19 protein-coding genes and 1 pseudogene are annotated in these 18,518 nt (G+C 70.8%); 7 read left to right on the top strand and 13 right to left on the bottom strand.

The window, feature by feature from the left end; genetic code table 11:
- Nucleotides 1–28: 28 nt before the first annotated feature.
- The 5 genes and pseudogenes from CLV67_RS54650 to nhaA all read right to left on the bottom strand — a co-directional run bounded on the left by CLV67_RS54650 (nt 29) and on the right by nhaA (nt 3,504).
- Nucleotides 29–190, bottom strand: coding sequence for a hypothetical protein (locus CLV67_RS54650; RefSeq protein ID WP_307833906.1), 162 nt, complete (start codon nt 188–190; stop codon nt 29–31).
- Between the two features lie 119 nt (nt 191–309).
- Nucleotides 310–570, bottom strand: a pseudogene (locus tag CLV67_RS54645) (Uma2 family endonuclease); the annotation flags it as partial.
- Nucleotides 518–1,849, bottom strand: a complete 1,332-nt coding sequence (locus tag CLV67_RS47440; RefSeq protein WP_106330570.1) for a DUF418 domain-containing protein — start codon at nt 1,847–1,849, stop codon at nt 518–520. The gene CLV67_RS47440 and the pseudogene CLV67_RS54645, both read right to left, overlap by 53 nt.
- Nucleotides 1,850–1,911: 62 nt before the next feature.
- Entirely contained in the window at nt 1,912–2,250 is a 339-nt protein-coding gene (locus CLV67_RS47435) for a hypothetical protein (protein ID WP_106330569.1), read from the bottom strand.
- Nucleotides 2,251–2,280: 30 nt separating this feature from the next.
- Complete coding sequence (gene nhaA, locus CLV67_RS47430; protein ID WP_106330568.1) at nt 2,281–3,504, bottom strand: Na+/H+ antiporter NhaA; 1,224 nt, start codon at nt 3,502–3,504, stop codon at nt 2,281–2,283.
- A 169-nt stretch (nt 3,505–3,673) separates the two neighbouring features.
- Between nhaA and CLV67_RS47425 the strand changes: the two genes are divergently transcribed.
- Nucleotides 3,674–6,106 carry a phosphoketolase family protein gene (locus tag CLV67_RS47425; RefSeq protein ID WP_106330567.1) on the top strand — a complete coding sequence of 811 codons (2,433 nt, stop codon included), beginning with the start codon at nt 3,674–3,676 and terminating at the stop codon, nt 6,104–6,106.
- A gap of 263 nt (nt 6,107–6,369) precedes the next feature.
- Complete coding sequence (locus CLV67_RS47420; protein WP_106330566.1) at nt 6,370–6,822, top strand: peptidoglycan-binding domain-containing protein; 453 nt, start codon at nt 6,370–6,372, stop codon at nt 6,820–6,822.
- 8 nt (nt 6,823–6,830) lie between these two features.
- Here the strand turns inward: CLV67_RS47420 and CLV67_RS47415 are convergent, their stop codons facing one another.
- The 6 genes from CLV67_RS47415 to CLV67_RS47390 all read right to left on the bottom strand — a co-directional run bounded on the left by CLV67_RS47415 (nt 6,831) and on the right by CLV67_RS47390 (nt 12,088).
- Complete coding sequence (locus CLV67_RS47415) at nt 6,831–7,592, bottom strand: energy-coupling factor ABC transporter ATP-binding protein (protein ID WP_106330565.1); 762 nt, start codon at nt 7,590–7,592, stop codon at nt 6,831–6,833.
- A 4-nt stretch (nt 7,593–7,596) separates the two neighbouring features.
- Nucleotides 7,597–8,346, bottom strand: coding sequence for a cobalt ECF transporter T component CbiQ (gene cbiQ / locus CLV67_RS47410; protein WP_106330564.1), 750 nt, complete (start codon nt 8,344–8,346; stop codon nt 7,597–7,599).
- The gene (locus CLV67_RS47405; protein WP_106330563.1) at nt 8,343–8,678 is read right to left on the bottom strand and encodes a PDGLE domain-containing protein; all 336 of its coding nucleotides are present in this window, start codon (nt 8,676–8,678) and stop codon (nt 8,343–8,345) included. Before CLV67_RS47405 ends, cbiQ begins: the two co-directional genes overlap by 4 nt.
- Nucleotides 8,675–9,376, bottom strand: coding sequence for an energy-coupling factor ABC transporter permease (locus CLV67_RS47400; protein ID WP_203737818.1), 702 nt, complete (start codon nt 9,374–9,376; stop codon nt 8,675–8,677). Before CLV67_RS47400 ends, CLV67_RS47405 begins: the two co-directional genes overlap by 4 nt.
- A 64-nt stretch (nt 9,377–9,440) precedes the next feature.
- Nucleotides 9,441–10,397 carry an Acg family FMN-binding oxidoreductase gene (locus CLV67_RS47395; protein WP_106330562.1) on the bottom strand — a complete coding sequence of 319 codons (957 nt, stop codon included), beginning with the start codon at nt 10,395–10,397 and terminating at the stop codon, nt 9,441–9,443.
- A 47-nt stretch (nt 10,398–10,444) separates the two neighbouring features.
- Nucleotides 10,445–12,088 (bottom strand): GAF domain-containing sensor histidine kinase, encoded by a 1,644-nt coding sequence (locus tag CLV67_RS47390; RefSeq protein ID WP_106330561.1) that lies wholly within the window; start codon nt 12,086–12,088, stop codon nt 10,445–10,447.
- Between the two features lie 67 nt (nt 12,089–12,155).
- Here CLV67_RS47390 and CLV67_RS47385 point away from each other — a divergent pair, with 67 nt between their 5' ends.
- The 5 genes from CLV67_RS47385 (at nt 12,156) to CLV67_RS54505 (ending at nt 15,568) form a co-directional block, all read left to right on the top strand.
- Entirely contained in the window at nt 12,156–12,803 is a 648-nt protein-coding gene (locus CLV67_RS47385) for a response regulator (RefSeq protein WP_106330560.1), read from the top strand.
- A gap of 101 nt (nt 12,804–12,904) precedes the next feature.
- On the top strand, nt 12,905–13,336 hold the full coding sequence (locus tag CLV67_RS47380; protein ID WP_106330559.1) for a Rossmann-fold NAD(P)-binding domain-containing protein: 432 nt from the start codon (nt 12,905–12,907) through the stop codon (nt 13,334–13,336).
- The gene (locus CLV67_RS47375) at nt 13,333–13,788 is read left to right on the top strand and encodes a MarR family winged helix-turn-helix transcriptional regulator (RefSeq protein WP_106330558.1); all 456 of its coding nucleotides are present in this window, start codon (nt 13,333–13,335) and stop codon (nt 13,786–13,788) included. The genes CLV67_RS47380 and CLV67_RS47375 overlap by 4 nt, the downstream gene beginning before the upstream one ends.
- Entirely contained in the window at nt 13,788–15,443 is a 1,656-nt protein-coding gene (locus CLV67_RS47370; RefSeq protein ID WP_106330557.1) for a CocE/NonD family hydrolase, read from the top strand. Before CLV67_RS47375 ends, CLV67_RS47370 begins: the two co-directional genes overlap by 1 nt.
- Entirely contained in the window at nt 15,440–15,568 is a 129-nt protein-coding gene (locus CLV67_RS54505) for a hypothetical protein (protein WP_275414984.1), read from the top strand. The genes CLV67_RS47370 and CLV67_RS54505 overlap by 4 nt, the downstream gene beginning before the upstream one ends.
- Here CLV67_RS54505 and pflA read toward each other — a convergent pair.
- Both pflA and pflB read right to left on the bottom strand, forming a co-directional pair.
- Nucleotides 15,562–16,284: a pyruvate formate-lyase-activating protein gene (pflA, locus tag CLV67_RS47365; RefSeq protein ID WP_106330556.1), complete on the bottom strand. Its 723-nt coding sequence runs from the start codon at nt 16,282–16,284 to the stop codon at nt 15,562–15,564. The two genes, CLV67_RS54505 and pflA, sit on opposite strands and share 7 nt — an antisense overlap.
- The gene (gene pflB, locus CLV67_RS47360) at nt 16,281–18,506 is read right to left on the bottom strand and encodes a formate C-acetyltransferase (protein ID WP_106330555.1); all 2,226 of its coding nucleotides are present in this window, start codon (nt 18,504–18,506) and stop codon (nt 16,281–16,283) included. Before pflB ends, pflA begins: the two co-directional genes overlap by 4 nt.
- Between the last annotated feature and the right edge of the window lie 12 nt (nt 18,507–18,518).

The raw sequence follows: 18,518 nt of genomic DNA, 5'->3' as shown, positions 1-18,518 counted from the left end.
GCGGCGAGGTCGAGTCGTGGTCCGGCTGTCAGACTCGGCGGCGACGGGTCAGGGACGCCACGTCGATGGCGAACGGGAACGGCTCCTCGGAAGCCAAGGTCTGGCCGGGGCCCGCGACCTCGGCCTGGCCGTAGCAGCCGTCGGCCAGGCGGTGCAGGTGCAGTTCGACCGAGTCCTCCGGCTGTTCCACCCGTAGGTACCAGCCGATGCCGGCCGCGGCGTACAGCTGTGGCTTGAGCAGCCGGTCCGTCCCGGCGACACCACTTCGACGACGAGGTGGGCCTCGGCCGCCTCGACCGTCGTCCCGAGATCGTCGGTGTCGGCCACGACGATGTCGGGCTGGACGATGCGCCCGCCCGCGAGCCGCAGATTGACGCCCTGCAGCACCAGGAGCCCGGTTTCTTCGGCGGGTGCGTACAACCCGACGGCGAGTAGGTAGGCGAGGTACTGATGGCGTTTGCTCGGCGCGGGGCTGACCCACGGGCTCCCATCGATCGGTTCGATCCGATTGGGGGTCTCACGGAGCGCGAAGAATTCCTCTTCGGTCCAGGGTTCTGGGTACTCCAGCATTGCCATGCTCATCGGTTCGCCTCACTTTGTCGGCGGATTCGGCCTCGAGCCTGCCATGGTGCGTCTCCTGCACGCGAAGCCAGCCATAAGTGCAACGCCGTGTCAGCGTCTCGAACGGGCCCCGGTGGCCGGCGGCCCGCATCCGGTCGGCGATCAGGACGGTGGCCAGCCAGGTGGCGGTGGCCAGCACGGCCGTGCCCGTCACGGTCAGCGTGCCGGACAGGTCGAGCAGGAACGGGGTGAACACCACCGCCCACGTCACCGACTGCAGGAGGTAGCAGGTCATCGACCGCTGGCCGGCCGCTGCCACAGCCCGGGACACCGGTCCTGGCCGCCGCAGGCGGAGGGCCACGAGCGACAACAGGGCCGCGTATCCGAGGCCGCCCAGTGTCCCGGTGGCGCCGTGCAGGGCGGCCAGCTGTTCCAGTGCGGGCTGGGCCGGGGGCGTGGTCACGCCCGCCAGGAGCAGGGCGATCGGCTGAGCGCCCAGGACCGCGGCGCCGAGACCGCCCGCGGCGGCGGCCGGCAGAAGCCGCCGATGGCGGTCCGGGTGCTCCAGGATGCGGCGGCGGCCCGCCAGCAGGCCTATCGCGAACGGGCACAGGAAGCCGAGCGGGCCCAGCGCCGCGACGAGCAGGGCGACCGGCAGACGATCCGGGATCAGGGCGGACACAGCCGTGGGCAGCATCGCCGCGTCGGGGCCGGCCGGACTGATCACCGACAGGTCGGCGTTCGGCAGGGCGGTGAGGACGAAGAAGACGACGGCGACGACGATCAGCCAGCGGTCACGCAGGAAGACCAGCCAGGCGCCGATGAACAGCAGCACGCCGTAGGCGGCCAGGATGTCACCGACATAGAACAGCACCGCGTCGACCAGGCCGATCACGATCAGGGCGGCGGCCCGGCGCCATAGCAGCCGCCGGACGGCCCGGCGGTCCCGCCTCCGGGCGCCGCGGACACCCGGGCGGTCCGGCTCCGGGTGGTGTGCTGCCGGGTGGGGCGCGGCCTGGCGGTGCACGATCTGGCGGTGCACGATCCGGGCGACGCCGTAGCCGAAGAGCAGGCCGAACATCGGGAACGCCCGCCCGTCGACGAACGTGGCGAGCAGCCAGGTCACGGCCCGGTCGACGGCCGAGCCGTCCCGTGGGTAGCCGCCCAGGACGGACGGGGCACGCAGGAAGTAGTGCGTGTTGGCCAGCGCGATGAACAGCAGCATGAGACCGCGTGCCAGGTCGGGGCCCAGGGCCCGCGAGGAGGTTTCGAGAGGCCCGGTTCGCATGCGTCGAACGTACGAACGAATGGTCTTGATCTGTAGTTGGCTGAGGTCTATGAATCCGCGACTTAAGTATCGAAGCGCCGGGCCAGGTCGCGGTGATGGGCGGCGGCCTGGTGTGCGTCGGCGACGCTGATCGGAGAGCCGGGCAGGGGGCCGAGGGTCGCGGCCAGGTCGGCGAGGCGCAGGTGCTGCTCGGCGGCGTGTTCGCGGCAGGGCAGGCAGGTGACGCTCTCCGGGACCCCGGACGTCATGGCGCGCGGCACCTGGCGGCCGCAGCCGGTCGCCACCTGCGCCGGGAGCTCGGCGACCAAGCCGAACGTGGACGCGAGCAGGTTGCGGGCGGCCGCGCTGGAACGCGCGCCGGCCTCGACGTGGATGTGCGGATCATCCGGAGTGGTAGCCATCGCCCTCCAGTCTGGCACCCCGCCGGGGCATCACTTCTGATAGATGTCCGGAATCCCGTCGGCGTCGTCGTCGGCCTCCTCGGTGGCACGCAGCCGCCGGTAGTGGCGGTTGCGGATCCGCAGCACCACGGTGGCCAGCAGGGCGGCCAGCAGCGAACCCGTCAGCACGCCGAGTTTCGCCTGGTCGTCGAGGGTGCTGCCGGAGCCGAAGGCCAGCTCGCTGATCAGCAGCGACACGGTGAAGCCGATGCCGCCGAGCAGGCCGAGGCCGAGCACGTCCCACCAGCTCAGGCCGTCGGCGAGCCGGGCCCGGGTGAAGCGCTGGACCAGCCAGGTGGCGGCCGTGATGCCGAGCGGCTTACCCAGGACCAGGGCCAGGACCACGGCGACGGTGACCGTTCCGGCGCTGCCGCCGACGGCCACGCCAGAGGCGAAGAAGGCGAACACCGGCACCGCGAAACCGGCCGAGACCGGGCGCCACGCGTGCTCGAATCGTCCGGCGAGGGTGATGCCGCCGGGCCCGTTCACCGGGACCGTGAAGGCGAGTGCCACACCGGCGACGGTTGCGTGGATGCCGGATGCGTGGGTAAGCGCCCAGACAGTGACAGCCAGCGGCATCAGCAACCACCAGGCCGTCCGGCCGCGCTGGACCAGCAGCCCGAACACGGCGACGCCCACCGCGGCGCACAGGAGAGGGAGCGGATGCAGACCGGAGGTGTAGAAGACCGCGATGACGGCGATCGCCAGCAGGTCGTCGACGACCGCGAGGGTGAGCAGGAACGTACGCAGTGCGGTCGGCAGGTGGGTGCTGATCACGGCGAGCACGGCCAGGGCGAAGGCGATGTCGGTGGCGGTCGGGACGGCCCAGCCGCGCGGTTCGCCCCCGGCGGCCACGAAGATCAGCGCCGGCGCGATCATGCCGCCGACCGCCGCCGCCACCGGCAGGGCCGCCCGGCGTGGATCACGCAGGTCGCCGGCGACGAACTCGCGTTTGAGCTCCAGCCCGGCGACGAAGAAGAAGATCGCCAGCAGGCCGTCGGCGGCCCACGCGGCGAGGGAGAGGTTCAGGTGCCATTGCGCCGGGCCGACCCGGAGCGCCGACAAATCCTGGTAAAAGTTTCCCCATGGGGAGTTCGCCCAGATCAGCGCCACGATCGTGGCGCCGAGCAGGAGCACGCCGCCGACCGTCTCGGTGCGCAGCACGTCGGCGATCCGGCGGGCCTCCGGCCAGGAACCGAGCGAGAACAGCGTCATGGTCGACCTCCGGGCATGAGTGAACACTCGCCGACCAGGCTTCCCGGCACACCGCGTGCCACTTTACGTCAGGCCCGGCCGGAGGGGCCGAAAGACCCGTGTCGCCGATTCGCACCGCCGATACGTTGATCGTGACCAGTCAGGAACTCGAGAACACCACCCGAGAGGAATGACCGTGACCGCCGTTTCGGACAACCGGGCCGCCACTTTCGACCAGGAACTCGTGCGGAGGCTCGCCGCTCCGGACGATGCCGAGGTCGCGAGCCTCGACGCCTGGTGGCGGGCCAACAACTACCTGACCGTCGGACAGATCTATCTGCAGGGCAATCCGCTGCTGCGCGAGCCGCTGAAGTCCGAGCACATCAAGCCCCGGCTGCTCGGCCACTGGGGGACCAGCCCGGGTCTGTCGTTCGTCTACGCCCATGTGTCCCGGCTGATCAAGCACACCGGGCAGCAGGCCATCTACCTGGCCGGTCCCGGTCACGGCGGTCCGGCCCTGGTCGCCGCCGGCTACCTGGAGGGCACGTACTCGGAGGTGTACCCGAAGGTCGGCCTCGACGAGAGCGGCCTGCTGCGCCTGTTCCGCCAGTTCTCCTCGCCGGGCGGCATCCCGAGCCACGTGTCGGTGACCACGCCCGGCAGCATCCACGAGGGTGGCGAGCTCGGCTACGTGCTGGTGCACGCGTTCGGTTCGGTGATGGACAACCCGGACCTGCTGGCGATCGCCGTCGTCGGTGACGGCGAGGCCGAGACTGGCCCCCTCGAAGGCTCGTGGAAGGGCATCTCCTTCCTCAACCCGGCGCACGACGGCGCGGTCCTGCCGATCCTGCACCTCAACGGCGCGAAGATCGCCGGCCCGACCGTTCTGGCCCGCAAGGATCCGGCCGAGGTGCGCAAACTCCTGGAGGGTCACGGCTACGACGTCCTCGAGATCGAGGGCGAGGACCTGCCCGGCATGCACACGCGGTTCGCGGCGCTGCTGGCCGAGGCCTGGGGCAAGATCAAGTCCATTCAGAGCCAGGCCCGCGGCGGTACGTGGGACGGCAGCCGCCCCCGGTGGCCTTTGATCATCATGCGTACGCCCAAGGGCTGGACCGGCCCCGGCAAGATCGACGGGATCACGGTGACCGGCACGTGGCGCTCGCACCAGGTCCCGCTCTCCGGCGTCAAGGGCAACGACGAGCACCTCGCCGAGCTGGAGAAGTGGCTGAAGTCGTACCGGCCGGAGGAGCTCTTCGACGCCACCGGCGCCCCGGTCGGCAAGATCCGGGAGCTCGCGCCGCCCGGCTCGCTGCGGATGAGCGCGAGCCCGCACGCCAACGGCGGCCTGCTCACCGCCGACCTCGACCTCCCGGACTTCCGTGAGTACGCCGTCGACGTCAAGCGGCCCGCGGAGCTGCGTGCCGAGTCCACCCGCAAGCTCGGCGAGATGATGCGCGACATCTACACGCGCAACCCGGACCGGTTCCGGCTGTTCTGCCCGGACGAGACGAACAGCAACCGGCTCGGCGCCGTCTTCGAGGTCTCCGACCGGGCCTTCATGGAGAGTGTCACCAGCGACGACGTGAAGCTCAGCAACACCGGCCGGGTCATGGAGGTGCTGTCCGAGCACAACTGCCACGGCTGGCTGGAGGGTTACAACCTGACCGGCCGGCACGGCATGTTCGCCACCTACGAGGCGTTCGCCATGGTCAGCGCTTCGCAGACGGTCCAGCACGGCAAGTGGCTGCAGGAGGCGTCGCACCTGCCGTGGCGGGCCAAGGTGCCGAGCCTGAACATCCTGCTCACCTCGACGGCCTGGCGCAACGACCACAACGGCTTCTCGCACCAGGGACCCGGCCTGATCCAGGTGGTGCTCAACCAGCGGGGCAACGTGGCCCGCGTCTACCTGCCGCCGGATGCGAACACGCTTCTCTCGGTCGCCGACCACTGCTTCCGCTCACGGTCGTACGTCAATCTGATCGTCATCGACAAGCAGCCCCAGTTGCAGTGGCTCGACATGGATCAGGCGATCGAGCACTGCGCCAGGGGCGCCGGCATCTGGGAGTGGGCCGGCACCGACGACGGCGGCAGCGACCCGGACATCGTCCTGGCCTGTGCCGGCGACGTGGTGACCATGGAGACCGTGGCTGCCGCGCGGATCCTGATGGAGAAGCTGCCGCAGCTCAAGGTCCGCGTGGTGAACGTGGTCAACCTGATGACCCTGCCGCGGCCGAAGGACCACCCGCACGGCATGAGCGAGACCATGTTCCGCGAGCTGTTCACCGACCACGTCGACGTCGTCTTCAGCTTCCACGGCTACCCGGGCGCCATCCACCAGCTGGTCCACGGCCGTCCGGACGCCGACCGGTTCCGGGTGCGCGGCTTCATCGAGCAGGGCACCACGACCACGCCGTTCGACATGACGGTCCGCAATCGGGCCTCGCGCTACCACCTGGTGATGGACGCGATCAACAACGCCAAGCGGTTGCCGGCCGGCGCCACCGACCTGAAGAACTGGTGCGAGGCGCAGCTGGCGAAGCACGAGAAGTACGTGGTCGAGCACCTGGAGGACATGCCCGAGGTGCGGGACTGGTCGCTCGGCGACTGGGCCGAACACTGAGCCGAACACTGAGCCGATCCCGGTGGTGTTCACGGCGGTGGGAAATCCCACTGCAGGGTGCACGTAGATGAGCGTTACCGCGCGCGAATTAACAGATTCGCGCGCGGTTCGCCTATTGGAGTTCGCGAATCGGTCAGCCGCCGGAAATGATTTCTTGCGAAACTGCGGTCGAGACCTGTCTCACCCTTTCAATCATCGGCGCGGGCAGCGAAAGTGAGGGGAGCACATACCCGTCGCTCGACGATGAGGAAGGGGATCCCCGTATGCCCGCCACCCTGAACCCCTGGCCGACGACCCGGCAGGGCTCCACTGACCACCCGGTGCAGACACTGCAGTACCTGCTGCTCGCCCACGGTCACACGGTCACCGTTGACGGCGTTTTCGGCTCCGAGACCGGCGACGCGGTACGCGCCGTTCAGCGGGCCAAGAACCTGCCCGACGACGGGGTGGTCGATGCCGCCACGTGGCATGCGCTTCTGGTACCGGTACGGCCCGGGATGCGGGGCAGCGCGGTGCGCGGACTGCAGGAGGAATTCGCCCTCGACGGTGCCGACGGCATCTACGGGCCCAAGACCGAGGCGGCGATCCGCGATCTCCAGCGGACCATCCGCGGCAGTGGCACGACGATCGAGGTCGACGGCGTGGTCGGCCCGCAGACCTGGCAGGCGCTGGTGAGCGGCCTGCGCGAGGCGGCACCCCTCTCGAAGGCCGCCTGAGACCCCGGCTACGCGACCCCGCGGCGAACCGTCGCGGGGTCGAAGCCGAACGGGAGCTCCAGGCGGTGCGCGGCCATCAGGTCGCGGTCGGCCAGCAGCTCGCCGGTGGGGGCGTCGGCGACGATCCGGCCGGCGTCCAGGATCACCGAGCGGGGGCACAGCTCCAGCGCGTACGGCAGATCGTGCGTCACCATCAGCACGGTCACCGGCAACGACTCGATGATCTCGGCCAGCTCGCGCCGGCTGGCCGGGTCGAGGTTCGACGACGGCTCGTCGAGCACCAGGATCTCCGGGCGCATCGCCAGCACCGTCGCCACGGCCACCCGGCGTCGCTGGCCGAACGACAGATGGTGCGGGATCTGGTCGCGGTGCTCCAGCATGCCGACCGCGGTGAGTGCCTCGGTGACGCGGTTGTCGAGCTCGTCACCCCGTACACCCAGATTGGCCGGGCCGAAAGCCACGTCCTCGGCGACCGTCGGCATGAACAGCTGGTCGTCGGGGTCCTGGAAGACGACGCCGACCCGGCGGCGGATCTCGGTGATCGCCTTGCGATCGCCGGGCGTGACCGTCAGGCCGCCGATCTCCACCCTGCCCTCGCCGCCGTGCAGGATGCCGTTGAGGTGCAGCACCAGGGTGGTCTTGCCGGCGCCGTTGGGCCCGAGCAGCGCGACCCGCTCGCCGGGGGCGAGGGTGAGGTCGACGCCGTGCAGTGCCTGCCGCCCGTCCGGGTAGGCGAACGTCAGGCCGGTGATCTTGAGCGCCGCGGTCATGAGGTCATGCTAGGACGGCCGCCGCGACGGCGATCCCGGCGGCCGCGACCGGCAGGGCCGACGAGAACGCCCACTCGCGGGCGGCGGCCGGGCCGGCGGCAGGCGACGGGAGCCGGCCGGCGTAACCGCGCGACAGCATCGCCAGGTAGACCCGCTCGCCACGCTCGTAGGACCGCAGGAACAGCGCGCCGACCCCGACCGCGAACGCCTTGACCTGCCAGAGGAACCGGGGGTCGTAGCCGCGCGACAGCCGGGCGATCCGCATCCGGCGGGCGTCGTCGATCAGCACGTCGACGTAGCGCAGCATGAACGTCATGATCTGGGTGATCACGGTCGGGCAGCGCAGCCGGTCCAGGCCGTGGATCAGGTCTCGGGCCGTGGTGGTGGCGGCGAGCAGCAGCGACGCGAGCACGCCCAGGGTGCCCTTGGCGAAGATGTTCCACGCGCCGTACAGGCCCTCGACCGACAGCGACAGGCCCAGCCAGTCGACCCGCGCGCCGTGACCGAAGAACGGCAGCAGAACCGCGAGCAGCACGAACGGCAGCTCGATCGTGGTCCGCTTGAGCAGCCATCCGGCCGGTACCCGGGCGACGGCCGCGACCACGGCGAGCAGGACCGCGTACCCGGCGAACGCGGCGAACTCCTCGCGCGGCGTGAGCACCACGACGACGGTGAAGAGCAGCACCGCCACGACCTTCGCCTCGGGGGAGAGCCGGTGCACCGGGCTCGTCCCGCTCAGGTGCAGCGAGTTCACCCGTCGGCCCGGGGCCGGCGGCGCAGCACCCAGAAGAGGCCGCCGCCGATCGCGAAAGTGACCAGCACGCCGATCACGCCGGACAGACCGGTCGCGAGGTACTCGTTGTCGATGCCGCGCAGCGCGTAGTCGGCGAGCGGGCTGCCGGCGAGCTGGTGATCCTGCTCCTGCTGGGCCATGCAGGTGCCGCCGGTGATCTCGTCGTCGGCGTTGAAGGTGCAGCCCTCGCGGGCGGCGTGGTCGAGGCCGTCCGGGCTGCCGGACGCGAAGCTGGAGACGACGCCCGCCAGCAGCAGGGCCACGAGCAGGCCGCCGATCAGGAACTTCTTCATGCCGCGGATCCCGCTTTCGCGTAGGTCGGCTTGCGGAAGGCGCGCAGCGCGTAGACCAGGTCGGGGCGGACCTTGGCCACGGTCACCACGGTGGTCGCGGCGATCAGGCCCTCACCGATGCCGATCAGGGTGTGCACACCGGCCAGGGTCGCGGCGATCCCGCCCAGCGACAGCTCGGTGGTGCCGCCCAGGGCGTATTCGGCGACGAAGCCCATCGACGCGAGCACGACACCGATGACCGAGGCGATCAGCGCGGTCGCACCGAGCCCGGCGGTGGTCCGCGGCAGGACCCGGAGAAGAAGGGCGACGAGGACGTACGCCGCGGCGGCGCCGATCAGCGCCATGTTGGTGATGTTGAGCCCGAGTGCGGTCAGGCCCCCGTCGCTGAAGATCAGGCACTGGACGATCAGCACGGTGGCCACGCAGAGCGCGCCCACCCACGGCCCGACCAGGATCACCGCCAGGGTGCCGCCGAGCAGGTGCCCGGAGACACCGGGCAGCACGCCGAAGTTGAGCATCTGCACGGCGAAGATGAACGCCGCCACCAGACCGGCCATCGGGGCCAGCCGGTCGTCGAGGTCGATCTTGGCGCGCCAGACGCACACCGCCAGGCCCGCCACCGCTATCACCATGAAGATCGCCGAGACGGGGCCGTTGATGATCCCGTTCGCGATGTGCATCGCCTGCACGTCGTCCATGGCGCCAATATATTCGCCGTCTATGGTTGTTGCATATAGTTGGCAACTGGGCCAGTGATGATCTTCACCCCACCAGGACGTCCGCCACCTCGCGACGCGGGGACGGGTGACCCGGCTGGCCGAACCCGATCCGGAACGCGATCTGCGGGAACCCCGAGCGGCCCAGCGAACGCCGCAGCTGGTCGCGGGCCGTCGGCACCTCGATCGGCTGCGAGATCAGCGAACTGGCCAGGCCCGCCTCGGTGGCGGTGAGCAGCACGTGCTGCAGCGCCTGACCGGCCATCAGCTGGTCGAGCTTGCGGTCGCCGGCCGTTCCCAGGATGCCGACCAGCGGCTCCGGCTCGTAGTCCCGGCCCGGCGCGCGCCGCCGCCCGCCGAAGTTGCGCTGCGGAATCAGGTCCTGTGCCTCGGTCACCGTGGCGGCGGCCAGCTCCGGGATGCCCTCGGACGCCGAGCCGGTGTCCGTGAAGGCGACCAGCTCGGCCTGGTAACGGGAATCGCGGCGCAGCACCCGGTCGGCGCTGTGCGCGATCTCCGAGAAACCGGTCAGCGCGGTCATCCCGACCAGCAGGTCCAGCCAGGCGCCCTCGACCTTGGCCGCCTCGATCAGCCGTACCCGGACGTCCGCCGGCACCGGGTCCGGCCAGAACGGCTGCCGGTTGCTGTAGCGGCGCTCGATCGCGGCGTGCAGGTCACGTTCGGTGTAGGTGGGCGCCCGGCGCGGCGCCGGGGTCAGCCGGGCGATCAGGTTCGGTTCGGTGCTGTCCGGCAGCAGTTTCACCTCGGCCGGGGTGCCCGCCCACGCCAGCGCCAGACGGGCGTTGAACGTGGCGGCGCCCAGCGCCAGCCGCATCGCCCAACCCGCGTTGTCCGCGACCGTCAGCTGACGGCCCGGATCCGCGAGCACCTCGACGGCGCCGTCCCGCAGGCGGAACGCCCAGGGCTGGCTGTTGTACATGGAGGGAGCCTGGAGTCCGGCCGCGGCCGCACGCCATAGGTCGGACGAGTCGTAGCGGGTCATACCTCCACGGTGCCGTCTGCTTTTCGTGGCGTTAAGGGCCGAAGGTCCTACACCGGCACACGCCAGGTCACCAGGGAGCCGCCGCCGGGCCGCGGGCCGATCTCGAACTCGCCGCCCAGATCGCCGGCCCGCTCGCCCATGTTCACCACCCCACCGCGTGCCAGGGCCGGGTCGACACCCACCCCGTCGTCCTCCACCTGCAGGATCACGTGCTGATCGGCCACCCGGACGGAGACCCGCACGCTGCTCGCCCGCGCGTGCCGGGCCACGTTCGACAACGCCTCCCGCAGCACCGCGATCAGCTCCGGCACGATGTCGTCCGGCACCGCGCTCTCCACCGGTCCCGTCGTCTCCAGGGTCGGCCGGAACCCGAGCGTGTCCAGCGCCGCGTCGCAGGTGTCCCGCAGCTCGGTGCGCAGCGTCGCGTCCACCGGCGCCCGCAGCTCGAAGATCGACCGGCGGATGTCCTTGATCGTCGCGTCCAGGTCGTCGACGGCCGCGTTGATCCGGTTCACCACCTCGGGCCTCACCCCGGGAGCCATCGCGCCCTGCAGCTGCATACCGGTCGCGAACAGCCGCTGGATGACGACGTCGTGCAGGTCGCGGGCGATCCGCTCGCGGTCCTCCAGGACGGCCAGCAGCTCCCGCTCCTCCTGGGCGCGGGCCCGCTCCAGGGCCAGCGCCGCCTGGTCGGCGAAGGTCGACAGCAGCGAGGCGTCGTCGGTGCTGGCTGGACGGCTCACGATCAGCACACCCTGCGGGCCGCTCTTCAGCGGCGCGACCAGGGCCGGGCCGTCCGGCACCGCACAGGGCCACTCGGCGGCGTCGCGCAGGTTCTCCACGAGACGGTACGAGTCGTCGAACGCGGGCAGCGCCTTGCCGGTCATCGCCGGGTCACCGCCCTCCACCACCTCGATCCGGTAGCGGTCGCCCTCGCTCTCGAAGAGCAGCACCAGCACCATCTCGGCGTCGGCCACCTCACGGGCGCGCCGGGCGATGAGGCGCAGGGCCTCGGTGCGCTTGACCGTGCCCAGGAGCACGCCGGTGATCTCCGAGGCGGCGGCCAGCCAGCGCTGCCGCCGCTGGGCCAGCTCGTAGAGGCGGGCGTTGTCGATCGCCACACCGGCCGCGGCGGCCAGCGCCACCACGATCTCCTCGTCGTCGTCGGTGAACTGGGCGGCGGTCCGCTTCTCGGCCAGGTAGAGGTTGCCGAAGATCTGGTCGCGGGTCCGCACCGGGACACCGAGGAAGCTGTGCATCGGCGGGTGGTTGGGCGGGAAGCCGTACGAATTGGGATGTCTGGTGATGTCCGGCAGGCGGACCGGTGTCGGCTCCGTGATCAGCAGGCCGAGCACACCCCGGCCGGTCGGCAGGTCACCGATCCTCGCGTGGACCGCCGGATCGATGCCGTGCGTCACGAAGTCGGACAGGCTGTTGCGGTCCGGTGCGAGCACGCCGAGAGCGCCGTACCGGGCGTCGGCCAGCGCGCAAGCCGCCTCCACGATCCGCTGCAGCGTGCTGTTCAGATCGAGGTCGGTGCCGATGCCGACGACCGCGTCCAGCAGAGCCCGCAGCCGTTCCCGGCTCGTGACGATGTCACCGACCCGGTTCTGCATCTCCTGCAGCAGCTCGTCGAGCCGGACACGGGACAGTGGAGTCAGCCCTAGCGAGGGAGTCGATCCTTCGGCCACGCGTCGAGGTTATCGCCGGGACCTTCGGCCCTGGGTCATCGGGACCGTCCCGAGGTAGAAAGAAGGCATGATCCGAGTCTTTCTCCTCGACGACCACGAGGTCGTCCGCCGCGGCCTCATCGACCTGCTCCAGGCGGGCGGCGACATCGAGGTGGTCGGCGAGTCCGGCTCCGCCCAGGAGGCGGCCCGGCGCATCCCCGCCCTGCGGCCCGACGTGGCAGTCCTCGACGCCCGCCTGCCGGATGGCAACGGCATCGACGTCTGCCGTGACGTGCGTGCCGTCGACTCGTCGATCAAAGGCCTGATCCTGACCTCGTACGAGGATGACGAGGCCCTCTTCGCCGCGATCATGGCCGGCGCCTCCGGGTACGTCCTGAAGCAGATCCGCGGCACCGACCTGGTCGACGCGGTCCGGCGGGTCGCGGCCGGCCAGTCCCTGCTCGACCCGGCCGTCACCCAGCGCGTCCTGGAACGCATCCGCAACGGCGTCGAGCAGCCCCGCGAGTTGGCGTCCCTCACCGATCAGGAGCGCCGGATCCTGGAGTTCGTCGCCGAGGGCCTCACCAACCGGGAGATCGCCGGCCGCATGTTCCTGGCCGAGAAGACGGTCAAGAACTACGTCTCCAGCCTGCTGGCGAAACTCGGCCTGGAGCGCCGCACCCAGGCCGCGGTCCTGGCCACGAAGCTCCTCGGCGATCACCCCTCGCACCACTGACCGGCCGGGCGGCCGTTGACGCGTCACGGTAGTGCGCGGCTGCCGCTGCTGCTCGGCCCCGGTGTTGACAGCCGACATGTTTGTCACAAAACTGTCCGGCCATGGTGATCGTCATCGCGGGCGCCGTCATGGGCGGCCTCGCCACCGCGCTGAGCCTTCACGCCGCCGGCTTCCCCGAGCTCGCCGTCCACGATCGGGCCGACACGCTGCGCCCGCTCGGCGTCGGCCTCAACCTGCTGCCGCACGCCGTCCGTGAACTGACCGAACTCGGCCTCGGCGAACGGATCGCCCGCCTCGGAACGGCGCCAGGCACGCTCGCCTACCACAACCGGCACGGTCAGCCGATCTGGAGCGAGCCGCGCGGTCTGGACGCCGGTCACCGCTGGCCGCAGCTCTCGGTGCACCGGGGACCGCTGCGGATGGAGCTGCTCGCCGCGGTCCGCGAGCGGCTCGGCCCGGACACCGGCTACAAGGGAGCGGCCGGGTCCCACCCCGACGCCCTCGACAACCGGCCCTCGCTGAGCCCCGCATGACCGCCCTCGACGCCGCCCGGCTCGCGGCGGTCATCTCCCCGCTGCGGCGCACCCTGCTCTCGGCGGCCCGCGACGCCGAGCACCTGCCGGAGATCCCGGACGCACAGATCGAGATCATCCGGGCGCTGCCCCGCGACACCGCGAGTTCGCCCGGTGAGCTGGCCGGACGGCTCGGGCTGAGCCGTCCGACGGTCAGCAACCTGCTCACCGCCATGGAGGCGAACGGGCTGGTCGAACGCCGTCCCCGCCCCGGCAACCGCCGCCACGTCGAGGTCGTCGTCACCGCGAAGGCCCTGGACCTGTTCGACCGCTTCGACCGGGCAGGCGGGGATCTCGTCTCCGCGGCCGCCGCAACCCTCACCCCGGAGGACCGCGAGGCCCTCACCGCCGCCCTCCCGGCCCTGGAACGCCTGCGCGACGCCCTGAGCCGGCCGTCTCCGAAGGACATCTGATGAGCACGCTGCGACAGCGATTCTCCCGATGGGTGCAATCGCGGACCCTCTCCGGCCTCGTACCCGGCCCCTACGACGTCCGGATCCGGAAGAACCTGCGGGTTCCGATGGACGACGGCGTGGAACTGCTCGCCGATCTGATCCTGCCGATCGGCTCGGAGGAGAACCTGCCGGTCGTGCTGATCCGCGGACCGTACGGCCGCAGCGGCCCGGTCGCCGGGCAGGCCCGGGCCCTGGCCCGGGAGGGTTTCCCGGTGCTGTTCCAGAGCTGCCGGGGCACCTGGGGCTCGGGCGGCACGTTCACCCCGCAGATCGACGAGCAGCGCGACGGCATCGCCACCCATCGCTGGGTGCGCGCCCAGCCCTGGTGCGCCGGCCCGGTGGTCACATTCGGTGCCAGCTACATGGGCTTCACCCAGTGGGCGGTCGCCGGCAGGCTCCAGCGCGAGGAGCCGGGAACCGCTCCGGACGCCCTCTGCCTCATCACCACGATGCCCGACTTCGGAGCCATCACCTGGGACAACGGGGCGTTCGCGCTACGCAACGCGCTCGGTTGGAGCCAGATGATGAGCCGGATGATCAACCGCGAGCTCCTCGCCATGATCCTCGGCCAGATCCGGCCCGACCCGCGTCTGCGCAAAGCGTTCGGCGTGCTCCCGCTGACCGGCGGCGACGTGGCCGCGGCGGGCCGGGAGATCCCCTGGTACCGGGACTGGGTCCGGCACGAGCACCTCACCGACGGGTACTGGACCCGGCAGTCGCACACCGCCTCGGTGCCGGACGTGACCGCCCCGGTCTACATGATCACCGGCTGGTACGACATCTTCCTGCCCTGGCAGGTGCGCGACTACTCCGCACTCGCCGCCGCCGGTCGCCCGCCGCGGCTCACCATCGGACCATGGGGCCACCTCTCCCGCGGCATGGGTGCTCCGGCGGTCTCCGAGACGACGGCCTTTCTCAAAGGCCATTTCGCGGGTACGCCCGACGCGCGCCCCGCTCCGGTCCGGGCCTTCCGGACCGGAGCCGGCATCTGGCACGACCTGCCGTCCTGGCCGCCGCCCGGCGCCACCACCGAGACCTGGCACCTGCACGCCTCCGGCCGCCTCCACCCGGCTCCGCCGGACGACGGCGGAGTGACGGCCTACGTCTACGACCCCGACGACCCCACCCCGGCCCTCGGCGGTCCCAGCCTGCTGCCGGACTCCGGCCCCGTCGACAACGCCGCCCACGAGGCCCGGCCCGACGTGGCCGTGTTCCGCGGTGACCCGCTGCCGGAGGCCGTGACGATCGCCGGAACCCCGGTGGCCCGGATCCTGTTCCGGTCGTCGCAGCCGAGCGCCGACGTCTTCGTCCGGGTCTGCGACGTACACCCGGACGGCCGGTCGATGACCGTGTGCGACGCGATCCGCCGCATCGGCCCGACCGGTGACGACTTCCAGGAGGCCGAGGTGGAGCTGTGGCCGGCGTTCCACACCTTCGCGGCCGGCCACCGGATCAGTGTGCAGGTCAGCTCCGGGGCCCATCCGCGGTATGCCCGCAACCCGGGCTCCGGCGAGCCGGCCGCCACCGCGGCGGCGGTGTTCCCGGCCACGCAGGAGATCTCCCACGACCCGGTCCGCCCGTCACACCTCGACCTGCCGGTGTGGAGGGCATGACCGCCCCGGCGGTGCCCGGCCTGGAGGCGGCGTTCGACGCCGAGGTGCGGCTCGGGCCGCTGGAGGACCACGGCACGTCCACCTGCGTACGGCCGGAATCCGCAGCGGCCGGCCACCGTCAGTAGACGGTCAGGCCGTGGGCGCGGAACTGGGCACGGACGCGATCGAGCAGCTCCGCGGACGGTGCCGGCGTGCCGGCCAGTGGGAACGGCTGGTTGAGGGCGGCGTACTTGGCCGCGCCCAGCCGGTGGAACGGCAGCACCTCGACCCGTTCCACGGTGGAGATCGACGCGGCGATCGCGGCGACCGCCTCCACGTTCTCGACACTGTCCGTGAGACCCGGGACGAGGACGAAACGGACCCAGATCGGGATGCCACGCTCCGCGAGGCGGTGCGCGAACTCGATCGTCGGCGCGAGCGTCCCGGTCCGGGTGACCTCGTGGTACGTCTCCTCGTCACCGGCCTTGATGTCCAGCAGCACCAGATCGGTGACGTCGAGCAGTTCGCCGGACGCCTTGGCGCCGAGGTATCCGCTGGTGTCGAGAGCGGTGTGGATGCCCTTCTCGTGGCAACGGGTGAAGATCTCCCGTACGAGATCGGGCTGTTGAAGTGCCTCGCCGCCGGAGACCGTGACGCCGCCCCGCGCCACCTTGATGAAACGCTCGTATCGCGCGATCTCGGACATCAGCTCGTCGGCGTCCATGGGGCGCCCGCTGCGCCGGTACCAGGTGTCGGGGCTGTGACAGTACTGGCAGCGCAGCGGGCACCCGGCCAGGAAGACGACGAATCGCGTGCCCGGCCCGTCGACACCCGTCGACACGTCGAACGAGTGGACGCTCACAACGAGCCGTGGAACGTGCGTGAGATGACGTCGCGCTGCTGGGCCCTGGTGAGCCGGACGAAGTTGACCGCGTAACCCGACACCCGGATCGTGAGCTGCGGATACTTCTCAGGATGTTCCATCGCGTCCTCCAGGGTGGCCCGGTCGAGCACGTTGACGTTCATGTGGAAGCCCTGCCCGTCGGTGTACCCGTCGAGGACACCGACCAGGTTGCCGGCCTGCTCCTCCTTCGTGCGCCCGAGACCGTCCGGGGTCGACGTGATGGTCAGCGAGATGCCGTCGCGGGCGCTGCGGTACGGCAGCTTCGCCACCGACAGCGCGGCCGCCACCAGTCCGTGCTTGTCCCGGCCGTTCATCGGGTTGGCGCCGGGCGCGAACGGCTCGCCGAGACGGCGCCCGTCGGGTGTGTTGCCGGTGTGCTTGCCGTACACGACGTTCGACGTGATCGTCAGGACCGACAGGCTCGGCTCGGCGCCGCGGTACATCGGCTGCCGGCGGATCTTCTCCATGAACCGGCCGACCAGGTCCACCGCGATCGTGTCGACCCGGTCGTCGTTGTTGCCGAACGTCGGGTACTCGCCGTCCACCGTGTAGTCGACGACCAGCCCGGTCTCGTCGCGGACCGGCTTGACCTGGGCGTATCTGATCGCCGACAGGCTGTCCACGGCGACCGAGAGGCCGGCGATGCCGGTGGCCAGGAACCGGTGCGCCGGGTAGTCGTGCAGGGCCATCTCGAGGCGCTCGTACGCGTACCTGTCGTGCATGTAGTGGATGACGTTGAGCGCGTCGACGTAGACCTCGGCGAGCCAGTCGAGCGTCCTGTCGTAGGCCTCGAAGACCTCGTCGTAGTCCAGGACGTCGTCACCCAGCGGTTTCCTGAAAGGTGCCACCTGCGCGCCGCTGATCTCGTCGCGGCCGCCGTTGATCGCGTACAGCAGCGCCTTCGCCATGTTGGCCCGGGCGCCGAAGAACTGCATGTCCTTGCCGACCCGCATCCCGGACACGCAGCAGGCGATCGCCGCGTCGTCGCTGAGGTACGGCCGCAGCAGGTCGTCGTTCTCGTACTGGATGCTGCTCGTGTCGATGCTGACCCGCGCGCAGAACTCCTTGAATCCGCGAGGGAGCCGCCGCGACCACAGCACCGTCATGTTCGGCTCCGGCGCCGCCCCCAGGTTGTAGAGCGTCTGCAGGTAGCGGAAGCTGGTCCGGGTCACCAGCGGCCGACCGTCGGCGCCCATGCCCCCGATGGACTCGGTCACCCAGGTCGGGTCGCCGGAGAACAGCTCGTCGTATTCCGGGGTGCGCAGGAACCGCACGATCCGCAGCTTGATGACGAAGTCGTCGATCAGCTCCTGGGCGAACTCCTCGGTGATCCGGCCCTCGTCCAGGTCACGGGCGAGGTAGACGTCCAGGAACGTCGAGGTGCGGCCCAGCGACATGGCCGCGCCGTTCTGCTCCTTGGTGGCGGCCAGGTAGGCGAAGTACAGCCACTGGACGGCCTCCTGAGCGGTGGTCGCCGGGCCGGAGATGTCGTGGCCGTACGAGGCGGCCATCGTCTTGAGTTCGCCCAGCGCGCGGATCTGCTCGGAGAGCTCCTCCCGGTCGCGGATCACGTCGGCGACCGACCGCCGGTCGTTCAGCGACCTCTTGATCCGCTTCCGGTCCTCGATCAGGCGGTCGACGCCGTAGAGGGCGACCCGGCGGTAGTCGCCGATGATCCGGCCGCGGCCGTACGCGTCGGGCAGGCCGGTGATGATGTGCGATCGGCGGGCGGCGAGCACGTCGGCGGGGTACGCGTCGAAGACGCCCGCGTTGTGGGTCTTGCGGTAGTCCGTGAAGATCTTCCTGATGTCGCCGGGGAGTTCACGCCCGTACGCCGCGAGGCCGCCCTCGACCATCCGCAGCCCGCCGGCGGGCATGATGGCACGGCGCAGCGGGGCGTCGGTCTGCAGGCCGACGATCAGTTCGGCGTCCCGGTCGATGTAACCGGGCGCGTGCGCGGTGATCGACGAGGGCGTCGACGCGTCGGCGTCGTAGATGCCGTCGGCGCGCTCCTTCACGAACATCTCGGACAGCGTGGCCCAGATCCTCGTGGTGCGCTCGGTCGGCCCGGCGAGGAAGGCGGCGTCGCCGTCGTACGGCCGCACGTTGTCATGGATGAACCCGGCCACGTCGATGCCGGTCTGCCAGGTCGTGCCCGCGAAACCGCGCCACGCGTCCATGTCCGCCTCCCC

It is taken from the genome of Actinoplanes italicus (genome assembly GCF_003001815.1).
GTDB lineage: Bacteria > Actinomycetota > Actinomycetes > Mycobacteriales > Micromonosporaceae > Actinoplanes > Actinoplanes italicus.
The sequence above is the reverse complement of the archived record's forward strand: the minus strand, read 5'-3'. Positions and strand labels throughout refer to the sequence as shown.

Coding starts and splice junctions, on each gene's coding strand:
- CLV67_RS47420 (WP_106330566.1), top strand. CDS start 6,370: ATGCCCGCCACCCTGAACCCCTGGCCGACGACCCGGCAGGGCTCCACT.
- CLV67_RS47415 (WP_106330565.1), bottom strand. CDS start 7,592: ATGACCGCGGCGCTCAAGATCACCGGCCTGACGTTCGCCTACCCGGAC.
- CLV67_RS47375 (WP_106330558.1), top strand. CDS start 13,333: ATGACCGCCCTCGACGCCGCCCGGCTCGCGGCGGTCATCTCCCCGCTG.
- CLV67_RS47400 (WP_203737818.1), bottom strand. CDS start 9,376: ATGGACGACGTGCAGGCGATGCACATCGCGAACGGGATCATCAACGGC.
- pflB (WP_106330555.1), bottom strand. CDS start 18,506: ATGGACGCGTGGCGCGGTTTCGCGGGCACGACCTGGCAGACCGGCATC.
- CLV67_RS47425 (WP_106330567.1), top strand. CDS start 3,674: ATGACCGTGACCGCCGTTTCGGACAACCGGGCCGCCACTTTCGACCAG.
- nhaA (WP_106330568.1), bottom strand. CDS start 3,504: ATGACGCTGTTCTCGCTCGGTTCCTGGCCGGAGGCCCGCCGGATCGCC.
- CLV67_RS47395 (WP_106330562.1), bottom strand. CDS start 10,397: ATGACCCGCTACGACTCGTCCGACCTATGGCGTGCGGCCGCGGCCGGA.
- CLV67_RS47405 (WP_106330563.1), bottom strand. CDS start 8,678: ATGAAGAAGTTCCTGATCGGCGGCCTGCTCGTGGCCCTGCTGCTGGCG.
- CLV67_RS47440 (WP_106330570.1), bottom strand. CDS start 1,849: ATGCGAACCGGGCCTCTCGAAACCTCCTCGCGGGCCCTGGGCCCCGAC.
- CLV67_RS54505 (WP_275414984.1), top strand. CDS start 15,440: ATGACCGCCCCGGCGGTGCCCGGCCTGGAGGCGGCGTTCGACGCCGAG.
- CLV67_RS47385 (WP_106330560.1), top strand. CDS start 12,156: ATGATCCGAGTCTTTCTCCTCGACGACCACGAGGTCGTCCGCCGCGGC.
- CLV67_RS47370 (WP_106330557.1), top strand. CDS start 13,788: ATGAGCACGCTGCGACAGCGATTCTCCCGATGGGTGCAATCGCGGACC.
- CLV67_RS47435 (WP_106330569.1), bottom strand. CDS start 2,250: ATGGCTACCACTCCGGATGATCCGCACATCCACGTCGAGGCCGGCGCG.
- CLV67_RS47380 (WP_106330559.1), top strand. CDS start 12,905: ATGGTGATCGTCATCGCGGGCGCCGTCATGGGCGGCCTCGCCACCGCG.